We start from the raw sequence: 20,667 nt of genomic DNA, 5'->3' as shown, positions 1-20,667 counted from the left end.
CACTTGTTCAAATGGAGATGGTCCGGCGATGGATTCGCTTATTGTAGCCCTTTCGGGCGATTTTCTCGGCACACCTGTATATTTCTGGGCGGCATTCATCACGATCGTCGTGGGTTTGCTGGTTTTCGATCTTGGTATTTTGCATCGCGACGAACATGAAATCGGAGCCAAGGAAAGCCTGCTCCTTTATGGTTTCTATGTTCTGATTGCGCTGGCATTCGGCGGCTGGGTCTGGTGGGAACGCGGCTCGCAGGCAGGCCTTGAATTCTACACCGGCTATCTGATCGAGCAGAGCCTTGCGATGGACAATATGTTCGTCATCGCAACCATCTTCGGCTTCCTCGCTATCCCCCGTCTTTATCAGCACCGCGTGCTTTTCTGGGGTATTCTGGGCGTCATCGCCTTCCGCGCGGTTCTCATCGGACTAGGCGCGGCACTGGTGCACGAGTTCAACTGGATCCTGTTCCTGTTCGGCGCCTTCCTCGTCTTCACCGGTTTCAAGATGTTCCGCCATCAGGATGAGACGCCCGATATCGAGCAGAATGCAGTCTTCAAATTCCTCCGCAAGCGCTTCAATATTACGAGCGAAGTGCATGGTCGCAATTTCACCGTCAAGAAGCCCGATCCGAAAACCGGCAAGCTGGTCACCTGGCTGACGCCGCTTGCGGTTGCCCTGATCATGGTTGAAACCGTCGATCTGATCTTCGCTGTCGACTCTGTGCCCGCCGTCTTTGCCGTAACGCAGGATACGTTTATCGTCTATACCTCGAACATCTTTGCCGTCCTTGGCCTGCGTGCGCTCTATTTCGCACTTGCCGCCGCCATGAACCGTTTCCGTTATCTTCAGGTATCGCTGGCGATCATTCTGGTGCTGATCGGTATCAAGATTTTCCTCGTGCCGCTCGGCGTCCACATCAACACGCTGCTGTCGCTGGTGGTAACGCTCGGTATTCTCGCAAGCGGCGTTCTCTACTCGCTGTACAAGACCCGTAACGAGCCGGATATGAGCGTCGAAGAGCTGGCCGCGCAACAGCATAAGGAAGGCTGATCGAAAGCTCTCTTTCCTCAAGACAAAGCCCCCGGACTTCTCCAAGTCCGGGGGCTTTCCATTTCGGGCAGAAGATCAGGCTGCGATATAGTTTTTCAGGAAGGCGCGTGTCCGGTCCTGCTGCGGGTTGCGCAGCACGTCTGCGGGTGCACCTTCTTCAACCACAACGCCGCCATCCATGAAGACGATCCTGTCGGCAACCTCGCCAGCAAAGCGCATTTCATGCGTCACGATCAGCATCGTCATATGCTCGGCCGCAAGCTGCTTCATGACCGCATTCACTTCATCGACCAGTTCCGGATCGAGCGCCGATGTCGCCTCGTCGAACAGCATCACCTTCGGCTGCATGGCCAAGGCGCGGGCAATGGCGACGCGCTGCTTCTGGCCGCCGGACAGGCGCGACGGATAGGTATCGACCTTGCTGGCAAGACCCACCTTGTTAAGCAGTTCCAGCGCGAGTTCACGGGCTGCCGATTTCGACAAGCCCTTCAGTTTTGTCGGTCCCAGCGTGATGTTTTCCAGCACTGTGAGATGCGGGAACAGATTGAAGTGCTGAAACACCATGCCCATCTGCTGACGCACGGAGTTGATGTGCTTTTCAAAAGCCTGCCCACTGAGCGGCTGGTTGACCTGCAAGCCATCCAGCCAGACCTCGCCGCCATTCAGCGTCTCCAGATGATTGATGGAGCGCAGCAATGTGCTCTTGCCCGAGCCGCTCGGGCCGATGATCGCAATGATCTGGCCGCGCGATACCGAAAGATCGATCCCTTTCAGGACCTCCAGCGCACCATAGGCTTTGCGGGCGCCCTTAACTTCAACCATAGGCTTCAAGGCGCTCATCGCGTAACCTCCACTTTTCTTTCGATATGCCGCAGGCCCGCTTCCATGATGAGATTGACCACGTAATAGAGCGCGGCGGCAGTCAGATAGAACTCAAACGGACTATAGGTTTCACTGATCGCGATCTGCGCGCTGTGAACCAGTTCTGCAATGCCGATGATCGACACGAGCGACGTATCCTTCAACAGCACGATCATGTTGTTGCCGATGGGCGGGATGGTGTTGCGAATGGCCTGCGGGATGATGATATAGCGCAGCGCCTGTCCGCGGCTGAGCCCGATGGATCGCGCACCTTCCATCTGGCCGGAATCGACCGAGACGATACCCGCCCGGAACACATCCGCATTATAGACAGCAAAATGCAGGCTGAGGCCAAGAATGCCGGCAAACAGTGCTGGAATATCAATGCCGATCTGCACCAGACCGTAATAGATGAGATAGAGCTGCAAAAGCAGTGGCGTGCCCATGAACAGCCACATGAAGAAGCGAACCGGATAGGCGAGCAGGACCGGTGCGTAAAGCACGACCAGCGCAAATGCGATGCCGAGGATAAAGCTCAGCGCGCTGGAAGCGACCGCAAGAATGAAAGTCCACCACAATCCGGTCAAAAGCAGATCGGTATAGGGAGCGACGATACTGAAATCGAGAGCTGGCATAGCGTCCTCCCTCAGCGTGCAGCGAAGCGCTTGTCGAGCAGATCGACAATCGACGCCACCACATAGACGATGACCATGTAAATGACCGCAGCGACCGCGAAAATCTCGAACGGCTTATAGGTCGAGCTGATGAAACGTTGCGCCGTATAGGTAAGTTCAACCACGGAAATGGTCGACACCAGCGCCGAACCCTTGACCAGAGCAACGGCATTTACACCGAGCGGGCGGATCATCAGGCGCGCCGCCTGCGGCAGAATGATGAGGCGCAGGGTCTGTCCGCGTCCAAAGCCGATCGAACGGGCCGCTTCATCCTGCCCCCGGTCAACACCTGCAATCGCACCGCGAATGGACTCGGCCATATAGGCGCCGATATTGAGTCCCAGACCGATCACACCAGCCGCATAAGGCTCCAGTTCCAGACCGATCTGCGGGCCGCCGAAATACAGAACAAACAGCTGCACGAGACAGGGCGTTCCACGAAAGATGCTGACATAAGTGCCGGATAGAAAACGCAGAATAGTACTGTTTGAAAGGCGTCCGGCGACCAGAATGCCCGCAATGACGAATCCCAACACGAGAGCAAGCACGGAAATCTGCACAGTTACCCATGCCGCCTCCAGAAAAAACGGGAGGACGTGCCGCATTAACGCAAGATCCATAGAATTACTCCGGAAGATCGCATGTGCCGGCCCGGACAAACCGGGCCGGATTGAAAGCTGGCTTAGCGAATATCGCTACCGATCCACTGCATCGAGATTTTCTCGTAGCCGCCATCGGCGAGCATGTCGTCAAGCGCCTTCTGCATAGCTGCCTTGAGTTCCGGATTGTTCTTGCGAATGGCAATGCCGAGCGCCTCACGACCGCCTTCAATATTCGGCGTATCGAGGATGCGGACCTTCTGGCCGGTTTCCTTGACGGCGATCTTCACCGGAATGCTATCCATGATAAGCGCGTCGATGCGGCCCGCATCGAGATCGATCAGCATTTCCGGCAGGCCCTTATAGGTGCGTACATTGAGGTCGCCCTGCGCCTTGGCCCACTTCTCATGGGCATCGCCCATGGTCACGCCAACGGTCTTGCCGTTGAGGTCTTCAAGTTTCTGGATGGGGGCGTCTTCCTTGACCACAACCGTGCGGCCCGCATGGTAGTAGGGTCCCACAAAGTCGACGGCTTTTTCGCGCTCTGGCGTGATGGTCATGGAGGCGACAACAGCGTCATATTTCTTCGCCAGAAGACCTGCAATGATACCGTCAAACGGCGTGGTCACGAGCTTGACCTTCACACCCAGACGATTGGCGATTTCCGTTCCGATGGAGGCATCGAAGCCGACCACCTGGTTATCGGCATTCGTGAAGCTGAATGGAGGATAGGCGCCACTCATGGCAACGCGTAACTCACCGCTTTCCTTCAGCTTTTCCAGCTCGTCAGCATGCGCAGGCATAGCTGAAAAAGCGGCTGCAATCGCAACGGCGCCAGCCGCAAACAGGGTCTTGAGCTTCATATTCATGGCTTTGTGTTTTCCTCTGGAATGGTCTTATTGTTAGGCTTATGGTTTGCCATCAACCTTCATCGGCAGAGCTTCGCACAGGCGTTGTTTTCAAGCATCCTGCAATATGACTGCTGACCCGACACATTGCCGGAATTGACCGGCATATTGTCGGCGGAAGAGATGCTTTTTCCGAGAAAACGCCATCACTGCGTGCCAAAGTTTTGTCCTGCCCCTCACCGACAGAACAGGCGTCACACTTTGAACCGCCAGCGCGAAAAAGGCCGCACTCCCACCCTGCGAACCGAATGGGAGTGCGACCTTGAAAATCGGCCCTGATATCGAAGACTTTACTTCAACGCAGCCTCGAAACTGTCAGCGAGAACGCTGAGCAGATGATCCGCATTGGCGCGGTTGAACACCATGGACGGACGCATCTTCAACACGTTGTCGTGCGGACCCTCGGTGCCCATCAGGATACCGCGTTCGCGCGCGCCGTCGTTGATCTTGCGAGCCAGCGCCGTTGCGGGAGCCTTGGTCTTGCGATCCGTGACAAGTTCGATGCCAAGGAACAATCCCTGACCGCGAACATCGCCGATAATATCGAAGCGCTGCTGCATCTTGCGGAAACCGTCGATGAGATAGTTACCGACATTCAGCGCATTCTCGCGAAGCTTGTCCCGTTCGATCACATCGATTACTGCAAGACCAGCGGCACAGGACACCGGATTGCCGCCGAAGGTGTTGAAATATTCCATGCCGTTATTGAAGCTGTCTGCGACTTCGCGGGTGGTCACAACAGCCGACATCGGATGGCCATTGCCAATCGGCTTGCCCATGGTGACGATATCCGGCACGACGTCCTGCATTTCAAACGCCCACCAATGACTGCCGACGCGACCGAAACCGACCTGCACTTCATCGGCAACGCACAGTCCGCCTTCCGCGCGAACCATAGCGTAGACTTCCTTGAGATAGCCTTCCGGCAGGAACACCTGACCGGCGACACTTGGAATGGATTCCGCAAAGAAGAAAGCCGGCGCACGACCCTGCTTGCGCATAGTGTCGATCTGTTCCGCAATGCTTTCGGCAAAGCGCTTGCCATGCTCCTCCAGCGGCCAGTCTTCCGGCGCGTGATAGCTGTCTGGAATGACCGCTTCATAGACGTGATCCGGCCGCCCCTTGCCGCCCTTCCGCTTGTATTTGTAGGGGCTGAGATCGATCAGCTCCTGCGTGGTGCCGTGATAGGCCCAGTCGAGAACGATGGCTTCCTTGCGACCTGTATGATTGCGCGCCATGCGCAGCATCAGGCTGTTTGCTTCACTGCCCGAGCAGGCAAATGACGCAACCGTCAGCCCTTCAGGCAAGGTTGCCGTCAACCGTTCAGCATAGGCGACGATGTTGTCGTGCAGATAGCGCGTGTTCGTGTTGAGCAGCGCCGCCTGACGGGCGATGGCTTCGACGACTTCCGGATGGGCATGGCCCAGATGACAGACATTGTTGAAGCAATCGAGATAGGCGCGGCCATAATTGTCGATCAGCCACGTACCATCGCCGCGCACGAACTTGATCGGTTCCGAATAGGAAATCGACAGGTTCGGCAGCAGGATTTCCTTGCGCTTTGCGATGATCTCGGCGCGGGTACGTCCATCCTGATGGAAGGTCTCCGGCGGAATGCCCGCCAGCCCAGCCACATCTGGAAAAACATCGGCCCAGACGTCGAGATAGGCGGCTTCGCCTACACCCAGAATTTCGGTTGCCGTCAGATTGATATCCGTCGTCATTTCGAAATGCAGATGCGGAGTCCATCCGCCATTCTCGTGAATGTCGCCCATATGGCCGACGAGGTCGCCAGCCTGCAACTTCTGACCGGGCTTGAGACGACCAAGCGCCTCATGCGCCATGTGTCCCCAAAGGGTTACGAAGGGCGGGCAGCCTTCCGGGCGATGCTCAAGCTTGACAAGACCGCCATAGCCGAGCGGCTCGCGTTCGATTTCGACACTGACGACGGTTGCGGCCAGCGGCGTGTAAAGCGGCGTTCCGGCAGGCATGAACAGATCGACGCCCAGATGATGGATGCGGCGCTGCCCTTCGATGAAGCGCGATTCGAACGCTGTGTCGGTATAGACGGTGCGCTTTTCGCCCCAAGGTCCGATACCAAGCTGGACGTTGTTCTCGGCGCAGAAATTATCCCACCATTCCGTCGCTTGCCCGGCGCGCTGTTCGGCGGAAGCAACCGTCATGAAATGCGCCGCATCGCCATAAGGCACCAGAGCCTTGGTCATGGTTGCCGGAGCCGGATGCACGATCGGCGCGAATGTTTTGCTGTTATCGGCAATCCATTTGCGGACAGCGCCCGCGCCTTCAATGGCGTCAAAGCCGCAGGCCTTGCGCAGAATAGCCGTGGCAAAGCGCGGGTTCATCGCGTCCATCTTTTCCAGAAGACGCCAGGCCGGAGCCTCGCTGATCGCCAGATATGGATTGTCATCCGTCTTGTCGTGACGCGAAGCCGAGAAAGTGACGCTGGTGACGAGACGCATGGCGATGAGATCGAACAACAGGTCGATTTCTTCCGCCTTGAGCGGGTATTTTTCGTGGAACCCGGCAGCCAGCGCTGCCGCCGCGCCGATTGGGTCTTCCATATCGAGGATGGAATAGGCGCAGGCAATGGCGACTTCGGCGATCAGAACGGTGTGCACCGCATCGCCAAAATCGATCAGTCCGGCAATCTGTTCATGGTCGCCCTTGCTAACCAGCACATTCCAGTCATTCGCGTCATTATGGATGGCCTGCGCGCGCAAGCGTGACAATTTCGGCGCGACGTGGTTTTCAAAACGCACGATGAAGCGCTCAAGCAGCGCACGCCTGTCGGCATCGCCGACGAAATGCAGGCGGGTCCGCGCCCGCCCCGCGTGGCGCAGATCCCAATCGAGTTCGCGCACGGCGCCCGGGTGGATAAAGCCCTGCAAGGCATGATCCAGTTCGCCAAGCGCGCGGCCCAGATTGCGCATCAGTTCGAATGTGCGTTTGACTTCCGCGAGCGGAACGCCCGGAAGCCAGCCCACCAGTCGCATGGCATGGCGCTCGCCGCCGCTAGCAACAGCCGAAGCAAGCACATCGCCCGAAAGGCTTGGTTTCAGATGCGGAACGGCAAGTTTCGCATCCGCATTGGCAAGATGGTGCAGAAGTGCGGTCTGGAATTCACTTTCAACCTGCGGCTCGCTGGCATTGACGATCTTCAAAATCCAGTCCGCGTCCGTTCCGGTTTCCAGGCGAAAATTGCGATCTCGTTCGCTGTCGAGCGGCGATGCCGTCGCGGTGACGCCAAAGACTTCAATGGCTAGTTTCTCGGCATCGGCTGCGGAAAACTGCGGGTTCGGATGGGAGAGATCGGTCATAGACGGTGCGTTTCCAGTTTACATTTCTTATCAGAAGCTTGGCACGCAATGCGTTTTCGGGCATCAAGTATCCTGTCGGAAGAACCGGCACTTTGTCGGAATAGACCGGCATATGTCCGGTCACGCGTATAGGGTAACGATGCGGGAACTTGATGCGAAAGATCGCGAAATACTGGCAATTCTGTCCAAGGAAGCGCGCATCGCGCTGAAGACACTGGCCGGTCGTATCGGCTTGTCGCGTAGTGCGACCAGCGAACGCGTCACGAATCTGGAACGCAGCGGCGTTATTCGCGGCTATCGTGCGGATATAGGCGAGATCGATACCAATTTCATCCGCGCCATTTTGCTCGTAAGCCTGAAACGCACGCCCGCGCTGGCGCTTCTCGACATATTGGCGCAGCATGCGGAAGTCCGCCGCGTCTCGTCGGTCAGCGGACAGCTTGATCTGGTTGTCGAGCTGGAAGCGGCAACAATCGACGATCTGAACCGCGTACGCGACCTTGTTGCCGCTCATGATATCGTGGACGACATCACCACCGCCTTCGTGCTGCGGCGCGATATCGACCGCGAAGTCAGATAGCTGCGGCAGGCGAAAGCTCGCGCTTCGCCTGTTTAGCTCTGATAAATATCAGCGCGCGTTTGCGGCACAGCCGAAATGCCCCGTTTGCGCTTCGAGGCGAGCGTCTGGTTGATCTGCACCGTGCCGCGCTCAAACGCCAATGCGCATCCTGCGAGATACAATATCCAGAGGCGCGCCCGCGGATAACCGACCTCGGCAACGGCCTTGTCGAAATTGGCATGGAGCCGATCCGCCCACATGCGGCAGGTGCGCCCGTAATGCTCGCGGAGATTTTCCACGTCATGCACCTCGAAGCCATGGCCTTCGAGATTCTCGACAGTCATGCCAAGATGGTCCAGTTCACCGCCCGGGAAGATATATTTCACAAGCGCCAGATGCTCAGCGCTTTTGCGGTTGAAGCTCTTCTTGTCCTTCTTCATCCGGCGGGTAATGGCGTGATGCATATAGAGGCCGCCCGGCCGCAGCAAACGCCGCACCGATTTGAAATAGGTGTCGTAATGGGCAATGCCGACATGTTCGAACATGCCGATGGAAGAGATCTTGTCGAACTCCTGATCAAGCTCCGTATAGGACTTGATGTGGATGGTGATCTTGTCTTCCAGCCCGGCAGCCTTGATCCTTTGTCGGGCCAGCGCCGTCTGCGCTTCCGACAGCGAAACGCCGGTTCCAATCACGCCGTAATTTTGCACGGCATGGATCAAAAGCGCGCCCCAGCCGCAGCCGATATCCAGAAAACGATCGCCCGGCTTCAGGCGAAGCTTGCGGCAGATGAGATCCAGCTTGTCGTGCTGCGCCTGATCCAGACTGTTCTGCCAATCGGTGAAATAGGCGCAGGTGTAGACCATGCGTTCATCGAGAAACAGCTGATAGAACTCGTTCGACACATCGTAGTGATGGGTGATTGCTTCCTTGTTCGAACCGCTGACGAAGGGCGACTTTCCGTCGATATTCGCCTGCTCCTTCGCCTTGCCAGCAAAGAGCAGCGATGGAATACCTTTCAGCAACTGCCATTTTGGCAGCGCCTTGATCCGTTCCTTGAGATGACCGTCTAGCTTCGTTTCGGCGACATCGAAGATGGTTCCATTTTCGATGTCGACTGCGCCGGAAGTCCAGAGGCTGATGAGCGTATCGTAATTCGGCTTCAGCACCATCTGACGCACGACCGACGGGTCCTTGATTGCCAGCGTTGGCCCGTCAAAAGCGCCAATCTGGGTGCCATCCCACAGTTTGACATTCAACTGCGGTCGAATGGTTTCGACAATGGTCCGAATGGTACGCGCCGCACCGGTCTCTGCTGCCATGCAATGTCTCCCAATCTGGACATCGATTCGCTATGAAGAATTACCGTAATCTCTCCCATTGGAGAAAGCATCAGGAATACCGATCCGCTGCGCAGCGCGATACAAGTTACCGTGAACGCACAGCTTTTCAGCGTGCGCTTTGACCACGATGAATGTCCTGCGGTCGGATTTTGGCAAGTGCGGACACCAGAACGCCGGTGATGACAGCCTTCACCACATCGCCAGGAATGAAGATGGCCAGCAGCTTGACCGCTTCAAGGAAGGGCTTTGCGAGGATCAGCGACATACCGATTGCGCCGAACAGATAAAGCACCACGATGCAGCCCAGAACCGCGCCGATAAAGGTCGACACGCCGAGATTGGCGATGGGTGCACGCTCGATGAAAAGGCCCGTGACGTAAACCGCCGGAATCCAGCCGAGCAGAAAGCCAACCGTCGGGCCGGAGAACACGCCAAGACCGCCGCGTCCAACCGCGAGAACCGGCAATCCGATTGCGACCAGAAGAATGACCAGCGCCACAGCGGCAACACCGCGTTTTGGCCCCAGAACAGCCCCGGCAAGCATGACGCCAAGATTTTGCGCAGTAATCGGCACGCCGAAGCCAAGCGTAACAGCCGGCAAAAAGCCCAATGCGCAGATCAGCGCTGCAAACAGGGCCACATGGGCGACATTTCTTTCCATAGGGGAGCCTTTACTTGAGAGTTCCGCCGCGAGCACGCAATGCTTCGGCAACATGATCGGCATCATCGAGTGCCGCCAGCGATAGCGGCAATACCAGTTGCCAGCCCGGACGCCTGCGCGACCGGGCGCGCCATGCTTCAACGAGCTGTCCGGCCTTGGCAATCAGCACTGGTGAAAAGCGTATCACCAGCGGAATGGCCGTTTCGAGAATTTTTGTCGGCAAGCCGAGGCGACGCAAAGGCGCGTTCAGAAACCGCAGCAGATGCACGAAATCTTCAAGCGGCGTGGTCATCGTCACCAGATTGGCCAAAGCGATCATCGTGACGACCCGTACCGTGATTTCCACCCCTTCAAGGGCGGTGTAGAAAGCCAGATGCCAGAGAAAAATCACCGCGGCAAAAGGCAGAACCGGGCGCATGGCCTGCAAGCCTGCGCGAAAGAAAACGCGCCCCGGAAGGGCATAAAGCACAACACAAAACGCAAAAGCGCCAAGCTGGAACCAGACCGACTTGACCATGAAAAGCGTCGTGGTCGCAATGCAAAGCGCGGCGACCTTGGCCGCCACCGGCCATTGGTGGGCGCGTGTTTTAACGGGAGAGGTGAGAGAGATCATCGCTCTTGCCCTGAAGGATCATTTCTTCAACATAGCGGGTCAGAACGGTTTGCGCAGCCCCGGTTTCTCGGATCTTGCCCTGATCGATCCAGAACACTTCGTCATAGCCGTGCAAGTCTTCCGGATGGTGGGAAATGTGGAGAAGACGAGCATCACCGGCATTCAGATAGCGCGACAGCTGGTGCCGCGTCGGAATATCGAGACCGGCAAAAGGCTCGTCGAGGATGATGAGCGCCGGGCGCATGGCGACCACCGACATCATGCAGACGAGATGCTTCTGCCCTTGTGACAAGGACTGGATTGCTGCATCGGCCCAATGTTCCTTGCCAAAATCGCCCAGCACCTTTGTCGCCATCGTCCGCGCATCGGCTTTGGTTGCGCCCTGCTGGCGCAGGCCGAAAGCAATTTCCTCGATGACAGTTGGAAAGATGATCTGGTGTTCGGGGTTTTGAAACAGGATGCCGACCGTTGAAAGCGCCGCCTTGCGGTCTTCGTAAAGGTCTTGGCCCGCAATACGGATCGCGCCTTCCGAGGGTTTCAGCAGACCCGCCAGAAGCCGCACCAGCGTGCTCTTTCCGGAGCCGTTTCTGCCGACAATGCCCATTCTGCGCGCTGCGGAATGGAGCGAGACACCATGCAGGATCGGTCGCCCGGCGATGGCGTAACCGACGCCGTCGACAGCAATGAATGGTGCAGATGCGCCATTATCGGGCATGGTTCAACAATCCTGTATCTGGTCCGTCTCGGGCCTGCTTCTCACATCTCTGTAAAGCCTTGCAGGCTTTGACCAGAACCCGGCTAGGATTGCAACCATGCAGGCAGACCTGTCGCGCATGCGGATCAAGATGTTCATTCGTCAAACCGGCTTGTCGGTTCGTCCGTTTTTACTGTTTCCCAACGCCTAAAGATTGGTTAATGTTCAGTTAATTGCGCCGGTCTCGCGGCGACCCAACGCAGTTAGCGTTGGATGGGGGAGAAAATGAAAAATGCGCAGCAATTCAATGAAAAGGGATAGCGGGGCAAAAGCGGAATCGCCCGCCCACACATCGACAAGAACGAACGGACAATTGAAGCGACCAATCTGGATCGACCGGCTTACGGCATCGGAACTGACGCTCTTTGCCTGCTCATGTGCGGTCGGCACCATTATTGTGCTCAGCCAGGTGCTCCAGTTCTGAAGCTGCGGCCTTATGAAAAAGGCGGGACTGAATAGTCCCGCCTTTTGTTTTATCAGGCTGCCAGCGAAGCGATATCGATCACGAAACGATAGCGCACGTCGCTTTTCAGAACACGCTCGTAAGCTTCATTGATATCCTGAATATTGATCATCTCGATTTCCGAGACGATGTTGTGCTCGCCGCAGAAGTCCAGCATTTCCTGGGTTTCCTTGATCGAACCGATCATCGAACCGGACAGGCTCTTGCGGCCCGGGATCAGCGAGAAGGCATGGACCGGCACCATATGTTCCGGCGCGCCGACATTCACCATGGTTCCATTGACCTTGAGCAGGCCAAGATAGGCATTCCAGTCAATGGCGACGCCCACTGTGCAGATGATCAGATCGAAGCTGCCCGCCAGTTTTTCAAAGGTCGAGGCATCGCTGGTAGCGTAATATTCCTTCGCACCAAGCTTGAGGCCGTCATCCTTCTTCGACAGCGACTGGCTGAGCACCGTGACATGCGCGCCCATCGCATTGGCAAGCTTTACGCCCATATGGCCAAGCCCGCCCATGCCGACGATAGCCACGCGCTTGCCGGGACCGGCATTCCAGTGGCGGAGCGGCGAATAAAGCGTGATGCCGGCGCAAAGCAACGGTGCCGAAGCGTTAAGCGGCAGATTGTCCGGAATGGAAAGCACATAGCCTTCCTTGACGACGATCTGGTCGGAATAGCCGCCCTGTGTGCGCGCCTTCCCTTCGGCGTCATCGCAGTTATAGGTCTGGATCAGGCCCGGCAGATATTGTTCGTTGTCGACGTCGCGCGTCGCACAGCCGACACAGGAATCCACAAAGCAGCCGACGCCAACCTTGTCGCCGACCTTGAACTTCGTCACCTTGTCGCCGACAGCCGTGACGATGCCCGCAATTTCATGACCGGGAACGATTGGATAAACGGCATTTTTCCATTCATTCCGGACGGTATGAATGTCGGAATGGCAAACACCGCAATACTGGATCGAAATGACCACATCGTCGGCATTGGGCTCGCGGCGTTCAAACGTGAACGGCACCAGCGGCTGATCCGCATCGGTGGCGGCATAACCTCTTGCAATAGCCATAATAAACTCCGTTTTTCAGGGGAAAATTGGGGGAGGATGAGATAATCGACTATGCTCCGAACCGGGAAAACAGGGTAGACCGATCCTGCAAGCTTCTTGCACAATCCTGCAAATCTGATGTGCTCGACCAACCCTGTCCCTTGGTTTCGATTTCCGAAAAGGATAAATAAGGACCGTGTCGGATCGTTGACAAAGCAAGGTGCTCATGAACTTACCCATCGATGCATACAGGGAACTGGCGTCGCTTGCCGAGCGCTTCATCGAGACCGATGGTGAGCGCAAAACCGCGATTGACGGCCTGTCGATAAGCAGACGTTCGACGCCGAGTGTGCCCTGCCATGGCAGCTATCGCCCGTGTCTCGCGATGGTTCTTCAAGGTTCGAAGTCGCTGCGTCTTGGGTCGGCCACGATCAACTATGCAACGGGAGAATATCTGGTCACCTCGCTTGATCTGCCGGTAACCTGGCGCGTGGTCGAAGCCAGCGCGGAAGCGCCGCATCTTTGCCTGTCGCTCGCAATCGACAGCGAAAAACTGGTCGATCTGCTTGGTCGCAGCGACATTCGTCGCGGCATTATCCCTTCCGAAAACCAGTGGGGCATCAGCGTCAATGCAGCGCCTGCCGGGCTGGTCGATGCGGTGATAAGGCTTTTGCGTCTCCTCGACAGTCCGGAGGATATTCCCGTCATGGCGCCGCTGATCGAACAGGAAATTCTCTATCGTCTGCTGACAGGCCCGAGCGGCGACCGCCTGATCAACATCGCCACAGTGGATAGTCAGGCCAACCGGATCGCGCGCGCCATCGGATGGCTGCGCCAGCATTTTGCGCTGCCGCTGCGCATCGAGCAGCTGGCCGAACATGTGAATATGAGCCCCTCGTCGTTTCACCACCATTTCAAGTCGATCACGGCCATGACGCCGATCCAGTATCAAAAGCAGTTGCGTCTGAGTGAGGCGCGCCGCCTGATGCTGGTCGAAAGACTGGATGCGGGCACGGCAGGCCATCGCGTGGGCTATCAAAGTCCTTCGCAATTCAGCCGCGAATATAGCCGCCTCTATGGCAATCCTCCGGTTCGCGATATCGAGGCCGCATAAGAACATCACAAAATTTGTTCAAACTTCTTCACTATAGGCAGGCTTTGCTTGCTGTTGCGGTCGTATTCCCTATCTATAAACGGGGCGGATCGATGCATGCATGATGGTGAAGATGATGAATACAAACGTCCAGGGATTCTCAAATCCGGAGCGTAGCTTTTCCGTTCCGGCCAATGAAGTCGAACGGCTGGAAAGCGTTCGAAGCCTTGTCTCCCTTTCGAGCATCGGCTTGCCTGAACTCGATACGCTTGTCGGTCTCGTCAAGGACGCGTTTGGCGCGAGCACGTCAGCCCTCAACATTGTCGATCAGGACTGGCAGCGCGTCGCCGCCAATGCCGGGCAAAAAGTCAGCAGCTGTCCGCGCGAGATGACCGCTTGCACATTCGTGGTTGAAAGCGGCAAGAGCTTTGTGATCGAGGACATGGTTGAAGACCGCTTCTTCTGCACCATGCCCTATGTCACCGGAGAACCGCTTTTCCGGTTCTATGCCGGTGCGCCGGTTTCGGTCGATGCGGGCCTGACGGTCGGTTCGCTTTGCATTCTCGACAACAAGCCCCGGCATATTTCCCAAAGCGACATGGCAAAGCTCGAAGATTTTGCGAGCATTGCAAGCGGCCTTCTGCGTTTGCAGAAGACCAACAAGTTTCTCAATGACGATTCCGTCGCCCTGAAGCGTCTGGCGCTGACCGACCGGCTGACAAAACTCTATAATCGCGGCGCGCTCTACGAGCTGGCGATCCCGATGATCGAGGGCGCTCTGAAGCAAGGCAAATCGGTCGGCGCTCTGCTGATCGATCTCGACCGCTTCAAGGCCGTGAATGATACGCATGGACATATTATGGGCGACGGCCTGCTGATTGAGGCCGCTCGGCGTCTGCGGTCAACCCTTGGGACCGACGATCTGCCGGTGCGGGTCGGCGGCGATGAATTTGCTGTTATTCTGCCCAATCCGAGCGGCGAGAACGAGATCGAAGCCGTTGCGGCAAAGATTGTGGAAGCCTTCCGCGAGCCCTTCATCATTAATGGCATTGTTCTGGATGTCTCTGCCAGCATCGGCGCTGTAGTGGCGCCACGTGACGGTCTCACACCGCAGGATCTGGCGCGCAATGCCGACATCGCGCTCTATGAAGCCAAAGGCAAAGGACGCAATTGCTACAGCGTCTTTGGCGCAGAAAACTGATCTGAGCACGTATAATCTAGAACACCGCAGCAGATCACTATTGATCGGCTGCGGTGTTTTCATTTCAGGTTTTTCAGTCGAAAAACTGGTTCCGCGGCCGCGGCAGTCCGAGATGATCGCGCAAGGTAGAACCCTCATAGTCGCTGCGGAAAATATTGCGCCGCTGCAATTCCGGCACCAGCTTTTCCACCACATCGTCCAGCCCTTGCGGCACGAACGGGAAAACGACGGTAAAGCCGTCACAACCGGCCTCGTCCAGCCATTGTTGCATCTCGTCGGCAACACTTTCCGGCGTTCCCACGAAAGCGAGACCCGAATAGCCGCCATAGCGTTGGGCAAGTTGGCGAACCGTCAGGTTTTCTTCGCGCGCCAGTTTCAACACCTGTTCCTGGCTCGACTTGCTGGCATTGGTGTCGGGAAGTTCCGGCAGATATGAATCCGGATCAAGACCGGATACATCGTGCCCGATGGCAATCGATAAGGAAGCGATAGCGCTGTCGTAATGCACCAGACTGTCGAGCTTTGCGCGTTTTTCCTTTGCGTCGGCAATCGTCTCACCAATGACGACAAAGGCTGCGGGCAATATTTTGAGGTGATCCGGATTTCGCCCAGTGGCTGCAACGCGGCTCTTCAAATCGGCATAGAGTTTCTTTGCATCCGACAATCCGCGCGGCGCGCAGAAGACAACCTCGGCTGTCTCGGCTGCCAACTGCCGTCCCGGCTCCGACTGGCCAGCCTGTACGATCACCGGCCAGCCCTGCACTGGGCGCGCAATGTTGAGCGGCCCGCGCACGTTGAAATCGTCGCCCTTGTGGTCAAGGACATGCATCCGCGACGGGTCGAAATAGATGCCGGATTGCTGATCGCGCAGGAATGCGTCATCGGCAAAGCTGTCCCACAATCCCGTCACGACATCGAAGAATTCACGCGCGCGCTTGTAGCGTTCATCGTGAACGAGATGCTCCTCTTTGCCGAAATTGAGCGCCGCATCCGGGTTGGAGGTCGTGACGATGTTCCACGCCGCCCGCCCCTGACTGATATGGTCGAGCGAGGCGAAGCGCCGGGCGATATGGTAAGGCTCGTCAAAGGTTGTGGACGCCGTTGCGGCCAGACCGATCTTGTCTGTCACCGCCGCCAGCGCCGATAGCAGGGTAAACGGTTCAAAAGACGTGACGGTGTGGCTGCGCTTCAGCGCCTCTTCCGGCATATTCAGCACCGCCAGATGGTCGGCCATGAAGAAGGCGTCAAACTTGGCGGCTTCAAGTTTCTGCGCAAAAGACTTCAGATGGTGGAAATTGAAATTGGCGTCGGGATAGGCTCCCGGATATCGCCACGCGCCGGTGTGCAGACTGACGGGGCGCATGAAGGCGGTAAGGTGTAACTGTCGTGTCATTCGTTCATTCCCGAAGCAGTTTCGAACCCCAATTTTAAGGGGCTTGATCCCACAACGGCAAGCACGAGCTGTTTCCACCGACCGGCACAATTGCGCAACATTTTGTTATCGGTCGGGGTTCTTGTAGCAATCGCGACCTGATCGCCCCGTCTGGAAACAAAACGAAAAAAAGCCCGCCCTGATTTCCCGGGGCGGGCTTTCATCTAGGACCGATTCTTATTTTTCGATGGTGCGGTTCCAGCGGCTGTTAAGCTGCTGGCGGCCTTCATTGACAGCATCCCAGTCGAGCGTGTTTGCCGTTTGCATGTAACCGCGGAACGCATCAAGCTTGGCCTGTGCTTCCGGCGTACCGGCCTTGGCCTTCTGGTTCGACGGAATGACATTGCCATGATCGAGCGCCTTGCTCTGCGCATCGGCAGACAGCAGATAATGCGCCAGCTTCTGGCTCAGTTCAGGCTCGCTGTTGCCTGCCAGCACGCATTCGGTCACGGCGAGAACGACCGAACCTTCCTTCGGCTGTGCATATTCAACCGGAATGCCCTTGTCCTTCAGGTTGTTCACGCCGGTTGGCGTCAGCGGGAAGATTGCGGCTTCACCGGTCTGGACCATTTCCGAAATCTTGGCCGACGACGGGATATACTCCAGAACATTCTTGCCGATCATGTCGGGGAACTTCTCGAAGCCCGGCTCGAGGTTCTTGTCGTCGCCGCCCTGAATGCGGTTGAACATCAGGAATGCATGCAGACCGAATGTCGAGGCCGAAGCCGACTGGAACACCACGGCATTGGCGTATTTTTCATCAGCGAAGTCCATCCACGAGGTCGGCGCAGCCCAACCCTTTTCGTCGAAAAGCTTCTTGTTATAGGCAATGCCGGTCATGCCCATATCGACGCCGATAGCCATATCATCCTTGATGCGGGCGGCGGGCTGGATATCGGCCAGAACCGGATCGTCGGAGATTTTCTGGCACAGGCCGCCATTGATCGCGCGAACCATCACGCCATCATCGAGCAGCATGACGTGCATCTGCGGATTGTCCTTCTGGGCGGTCGCCTTGGCGAGAATATCAGCAGACGTACCCGGCACGACCACGACTTTCACGTCATTGGCTTTTTCGAATTCCGGCAGGACGTGCTCGGTATAAGCCTTTTCCATGTTGCCGCCATTCATGCCGATATAGAGCGTCTTCGTTTCTGCCGATGCGGCGGAAGCGAAAGCGACCGACAGGCCAAGTGCGGCTGCAACGGTTTTCATAATCCGGTTGGTATTCATGCTACTCCCCTTTGTGGTTTCAGGTTGGATTGTTTTCCCGCGCGAAACGGTCGATGGCGAAAGCGCCGATTGGCGTTTTCGTTTCTCCGTTGACGGCGAAATCGGCAAGCACGGCTCCGACTCCCGGCCCGGTCTGAAAACCGGCGCCGCAGAAGCCGAAGGCGTGATAGAGATTGTTGACCCGGCTGCTTGGCCCGATCACCGGATTTCCATCCGGCATTTCGGCCTCGGTGCCAGACCAGAAGCGGATAACCTGGGCATTTTTCAGGTGCGGAAAGAGTTCGATGGCGCGCAACATCACCGATGACGCCGCATTGACCGACGGACGCGAAAAATCCGGGTTCTCAAGCGCTGTGCCGCGCCCGCCGCCCATCACATAATTTCCGCGCGTCACCTGACGGCCATAAAAGCCGCCGCCTTCTTCACCAAGGCTCATCGGCAGGCGAAGCGGCATGGGTTCGGTCACGACCATGGATGGATAGACGCGCTTCAACGGGACAGGCTCGCCGAAAGACGCCGCAAAGCGATCAGACCACGCACCGGCGCAGTTGAAGAGCAGGCGCGAGCGGATTTCGATCCTTTCACCCACAAGAATGGCAAAGCCGTCACCGGTCGTCTGCACATCATGCACGGCTGTGTTTTCCAGCACCGTCGCGCCCGCAGCCTTGGCCGCGCGTGCAAAAGCGGGCGACACAAGACGCGGATTGGCGTGACCATCATCGGCACAAAGCGAAGCGCCGGCCACATTGCCGGGCAGCCATGGAAACCGGTCCTTGACCGCATTGCCGCCGATCAGTTCCACCGCAAGGCCCAATGGGCGAACAGTCGCCGCATAGGCTTCCAGACTTGCGAAATGTTCCTCGGTGCGCGCCAGTTTCAAATGGCCGCTGCGGATATATTCACCGTCGATGCCAATCAGCTCCGGCAGCCGCGCCCATATTTCATGTGCGCGCTGCGATAGGGCGATCTGCTCGGGCGGGCGGCCTTGCCTGCGCACACCGCCATAATTGACGCCACTTGCCTGCGCGCCGCAAAAGCCCTTGTCGAGCAAGATAACCGACAGGCCAGCCTGACGCATGAACAGCGCTGCCGAACCGCCAACAATTCCGCCACCAATAATGACCGCATCGGCCTGAAGACGCTGGTTCATGACGCAACGTCCTCTCTGGCCGCAGCGCCAAAACCGAGCGGGATCGGCTTGACCGGTGCCTGGGCGCGGATGCGTCCGCCATCAGCGGGTGACTTGTCGCGCATGGAAGCCAGAAGTTCCGCTGCCGCTGCCGAACACATTCGGCCCTGACAGCGCCCCATGCCAACCCGGCACAAGGCCTTGAGGCGATTGATTTCCTGCGTGTTGCCTGCGCCGATCACATCCCGCGCTTCGCCAAGGCTGATCTCTTCGCAACGGCAAAGCGTGACATCGCCTGTCACCGTCTGGAACCAGTCGAGCGGAAACGGAAATGCCTTTTCGACAATCAGGCGTTCGCGATAAATGCCATCGAGTTTGCGAATGAGACGCTGTTCGGTCTCGTTATCGAATGGCAATCCAAGATCGCGAAGAAGTGCGATAGCGGCCAGCTGACCACGAATTTCGGCAGCATCGGCACCGGCAATACCAGCACCATCACCGGCGACATAGACGCCGATGCGGCTGGTGCGGCCAAGCTTGTCCGTCATCGGTAACCAGGCGCGGTCGCGGTCCTCGAAGCGGAAATCACAACCGGCAAGATCGGCAAGCTGCGTTTCAGGGCGGAGCGCAAAGCCATAGGCCAACGCATCGCAAGCCACTTCGCGCTCACTCTTGCCCGTGCGATAACGCAGACCTTCCACATGGCCGTCACCAGTTACCGCATCGGGCCGAACATTATAATGGATCGGAACGCCTGCCAGTTTCAGGCGCAGGCCGTAATAGGCCCCAAGCGCCACAATGCGCGGCGCGTGCAGCGCCAGATGCGCGAGATGAAGCTTGGCAGTAAAAGGCGCCGTATCCAGAACAGCCGCCACCTTGGCGCCTGCATGGTGATACTGCCAAGCCACCAGATAAAGCAGCGGGCCGGAACCCATGAACACGACGCGTTCGCCAACGGTACAGCCCTGCGCCTTGAGCGCGGTCTGCGATGCCCCAAGCGTATAGACGCCGGGCTTCGTCCAGCCCTTGAAGGGAAGCACACGATCCGTTGCGCCGGTTGCAAGAATGAGATGGCTATATGGCAGCTGACCATGCATGCCATCCGTCAGCAGATCGAGATGATCCCCATCGTTGCGCGAAATATTCCAGACCAGCGTTTCCGGGCGATAATCGATAGAGCCGCGCAACGCGTCGAACGTCGTGTGCAGCGCTTCGGCCTTGTGGGCCTCGGAACCATAACGGCTGCGATAACTGCGCCCGTCATCGATCGGCGGACGGCGATAAATCTGCCCGCCGGAGCGCATGCCTTCGTCCAGCACGACAGGCCGGAGACCAGCCTTGACGAGAATTTCGGCGGCGCGAATGCCCGCAGGTCCAGCGCCGACAATGACAGGTGCCGAAGCTGTGCTCATGTCGCAGGCTCCGTCACAAACGCCATGCCGTCTTCCAGCAATGTTGTGCAGGCGCGCAACCGGCGACCTTCCGCCGTCATGACATGGCAATCCTGACAAGCGCCGATCAGGCAGAAGCCCGCGCGCGGCTCGCCGGAGAATTCGGTGTGACGCAGCTTTCCCTGCACGGACAGAATGGCGGTCAGCACAGTGTCGCCACGGCGTCCCTCGCAAGGCACGCCGTCAAGCGAGAAGCTGAGCGGCTGTTCGGCCAGCCGATACCGTCTGCGGAACTGGGCCGCCGAAGGTGAAACCGGGATCGTCATGA

Annotated in this window: 19 protein-coding genes; 4 read left to right on the top strand and 15 right to left on the bottom strand. The window is 57.5% G+C overall.

The features are described from left to right. Nucleotides 1–28: 28 nt before the first annotated feature. Complete coding sequence (locus QBD01_RS14735; RefSeq protein WP_280993415.1) at nt 29–1,048, top strand: TerC family protein; 1,020 nt, start codon at nt 29–31, stop codon at nt 1,046–1,048. A gap of 75 nt (nt 1,049–1,123) precedes the next feature. Here QBD01_RS14735 and QBD01_RS14730 read toward each other — a convergent pair whose 3' ends face one another. The 5 genes from QBD01_RS14730 to QBD01_RS14710 all read right to left on the bottom strand — a co-directional run bounded on the left by QBD01_RS14730 (nt 1,124) and on the right by QBD01_RS14710 (nt 7,428). After that, the gene (locus QBD01_RS14730) at nt 1,124–1,888 is read right to left on the bottom strand and encodes an amino acid ABC transporter ATP-binding protein (RefSeq protein WP_280993414.1); all 765 of its coding nucleotides are present in this window, start codon (nt 1,886–1,888) and stop codon (nt 1,124–1,126) included. Then, nucleotides 1,885–2,544, bottom strand: a complete 660-nt coding sequence (locus tag QBD01_RS14725; protein ID WP_280993413.1) for an amino acid ABC transporter permease — start codon at nt 2,542–2,544, stop codon at nt 1,885–1,887. The genes QBD01_RS14730 and QBD01_RS14725 overlap by 4 nt, the downstream gene beginning before the upstream one ends. Before the next feature lie 11 nt (nt 2,545–2,555). Beyond that, the gene (locus tag QBD01_RS14720; protein ID WP_280993412.1) at nt 2,556–3,203 is read right to left on the bottom strand and encodes an amino acid ABC transporter permease; all 648 of its coding nucleotides are present in this window, start codon (nt 3,201–3,203) and stop codon (nt 2,556–2,558) included. Nucleotides 3,204–3,265: 62 nt separating this feature from the next. Then, the gene (locus tag QBD01_RS14715; RefSeq protein ID WP_182521296.1) at nt 3,266–4,051 is read right to left on the bottom strand and encodes an ABC transporter substrate-binding protein; all 786 of its coding nucleotides are present in this window, start codon (nt 4,049–4,051) and stop codon (nt 3,266–3,268) included. Nucleotides 4,052–4,380: 329 nt separating this feature from the next. Next, entirely contained in the window at nt 4,381–7,428 is a 3,048-nt protein-coding gene (locus QBD01_RS14710; protein ID WP_280993411.1) for an aminotransferase class III-fold pyridoxal phosphate-dependent enzyme, read from the bottom strand. Nucleotides 7,429–7,567: 139 nt separating this feature from the next. On the opposite strand from QBD01_RS14710, the gene QBD01_RS14705 reads away from it, so the two are divergent. Next, complete coding sequence (locus QBD01_RS14705; protein WP_078338226.1) at nt 7,568–8,008, top strand: Lrp/AsnC family transcriptional regulator; 441 nt, start codon at nt 7,568–7,570, stop codon at nt 8,006–8,008. A 32-nt stretch (nt 8,009–8,040) separates the two neighbouring features. Here the strand turns inward: QBD01_RS14705 and QBD01_RS14700 are convergent, their stop codons facing one another. The 5 genes from QBD01_RS14700 to QBD01_RS14680 form a co-directional block, all read right to left on the bottom strand. After that, nucleotides 8,041–9,309 (bottom strand): cyclopropane-fatty-acyl-phospholipid synthase family protein, encoded by a 1,269-nt coding sequence (locus QBD01_RS14700; RefSeq protein WP_280993410.1) that lies wholly within the window; start codon nt 9,307–9,309, stop codon nt 8,041–8,043. 127 nt (nt 9,310–9,436) lie between these two features. Continuing rightward, nucleotides 9,437–9,991 carry a biotin transporter BioY gene (locus tag QBD01_RS14695; RefSeq protein ID WP_280993409.1) on the bottom strand — a complete coding sequence of 185 codons (555 nt, stop codon included), beginning with the start codon at nt 9,989–9,991 and terminating at the stop codon, nt 9,437–9,439. A 10-nt stretch (nt 9,992–10,001) separates the two neighbouring features. Then, the gene (locus QBD01_RS14690) at nt 10,002–10,604 is read right to left on the bottom strand and encodes an energy-coupling factor transporter transmembrane component T (protein WP_280993408.1); all 603 of its coding nucleotides are present in this window, start codon (nt 10,602–10,604) and stop codon (nt 10,002–10,004) included. After that, nucleotides 10,579–11,319 carry an ABC transporter ATP-binding protein gene (locus QBD01_RS14685; protein WP_280993407.1) on the bottom strand — a complete coding sequence of 247 codons (741 nt, stop codon included), beginning with the start codon at nt 11,317–11,319 and terminating at the stop codon, nt 10,579–10,581. The genes QBD01_RS14690 and QBD01_RS14685 overlap by 26 nt, the downstream gene beginning before the upstream one ends. 515 nt (nt 11,320–11,834) lie before the next feature. Next, entirely contained in the window at nt 11,835–12,881 is a 1,047-nt protein-coding gene (locus QBD01_RS14680) for an NAD(P)-dependent alcohol dehydrogenase (protein WP_280993406.1), read from the bottom strand. Nucleotides 12,882–13,086: 205 nt separating this feature from the next. On the opposite strand from QBD01_RS14680, the gene QBD01_RS14675 reads away from it, so the two are divergent. Then, nucleotides 13,087–13,974 (top strand): AraC family transcriptional regulator, encoded by an 888-nt coding sequence (locus tag QBD01_RS14675; protein WP_280993405.1) that lies wholly within the window; start codon nt 13,087–13,089, stop codon nt 13,972–13,974. A gap of 112 nt (nt 13,975–14,086) precedes the next feature. Further along, nucleotides 14,087–15,154: a sensor domain-containing diguanylate cyclase gene (locus QBD01_RS14670; protein WP_280993404.1), complete on the top strand. Its 1,068-nt coding sequence runs from the start codon at nt 14,087–14,089 to the stop codon at nt 15,152–15,154. 73 nt (nt 15,155–15,227) lie between these two features. Here the strand turns inward: QBD01_RS14670 and QBD01_RS14665 are convergent, their stop codons facing one another. The 5 genes from QBD01_RS14665 to QBD01_RS14645 all read right to left on the bottom strand — a co-directional run bounded on the left by QBD01_RS14665 (nt 15,228) and on the right by QBD01_RS14645 (nt 20,665). Beyond that, entirely contained in the window at nt 15,228–16,547 is a 1,320-nt protein-coding gene (locus tag QBD01_RS14665; protein WP_280993403.1) for an LLM class flavin-dependent oxidoreductase, read from the bottom strand. A 216-nt stretch (nt 16,548–16,763) separates the two neighbouring features. Continuing rightward, a complete protein-coding gene (locus QBD01_RS14660; RefSeq protein WP_280993402.1) occupies nt 16,764–17,819 on the bottom strand; it encodes an ABC transporter substrate-binding protein in 1,056 nt (351 codons plus the stop codon). 19 nt (nt 17,820–17,838) lie between these two features. Next, nucleotides 17,839–18,969, bottom strand: coding sequence for an FAD-dependent oxidoreductase (locus QBD01_RS14655; protein ID WP_280993401.1), 1,131 nt, complete (start codon nt 18,967–18,969; stop codon nt 17,839–17,841). Beyond that, entirely contained in the window at nt 18,966–20,360 is a 1,395-nt protein-coding gene (locus tag QBD01_RS14650) for an NAD(P)/FAD-dependent oxidoreductase (RefSeq protein ID WP_280993400.1), read from the bottom strand. Before QBD01_RS14650 ends, QBD01_RS14655 begins: the two co-directional genes overlap by 4 nt. Further along, on the bottom strand, nt 20,357–20,665 hold the full coding sequence (locus QBD01_RS14645; RefSeq protein WP_280993399.1) for a (2Fe-2S)-binding protein: 309 nt from the start codon (nt 20,663–20,665) through the stop codon (nt 20,357–20,359). Before QBD01_RS14645 ends, QBD01_RS14650 begins: the two co-directional genes overlap by 4 nt. Nucleotides 20,666–20,667: the final 2 nt, after the last annotated feature.

Source organism: Ochrobactrum sp. 19YEA23, assembly GCF_029909865.1.
GTDB classification, from domain to species: domain Bacteria; phylum Pseudomonadota; class Alphaproteobacteria; order Rhizobiales; family Rhizobiaceae; genus Brucella; species Brucella gambitense.
The sequence above is the reverse complement of the archived record's forward strand: the minus strand, read 5'-3'. Positions and strand labels throughout refer to the sequence as shown.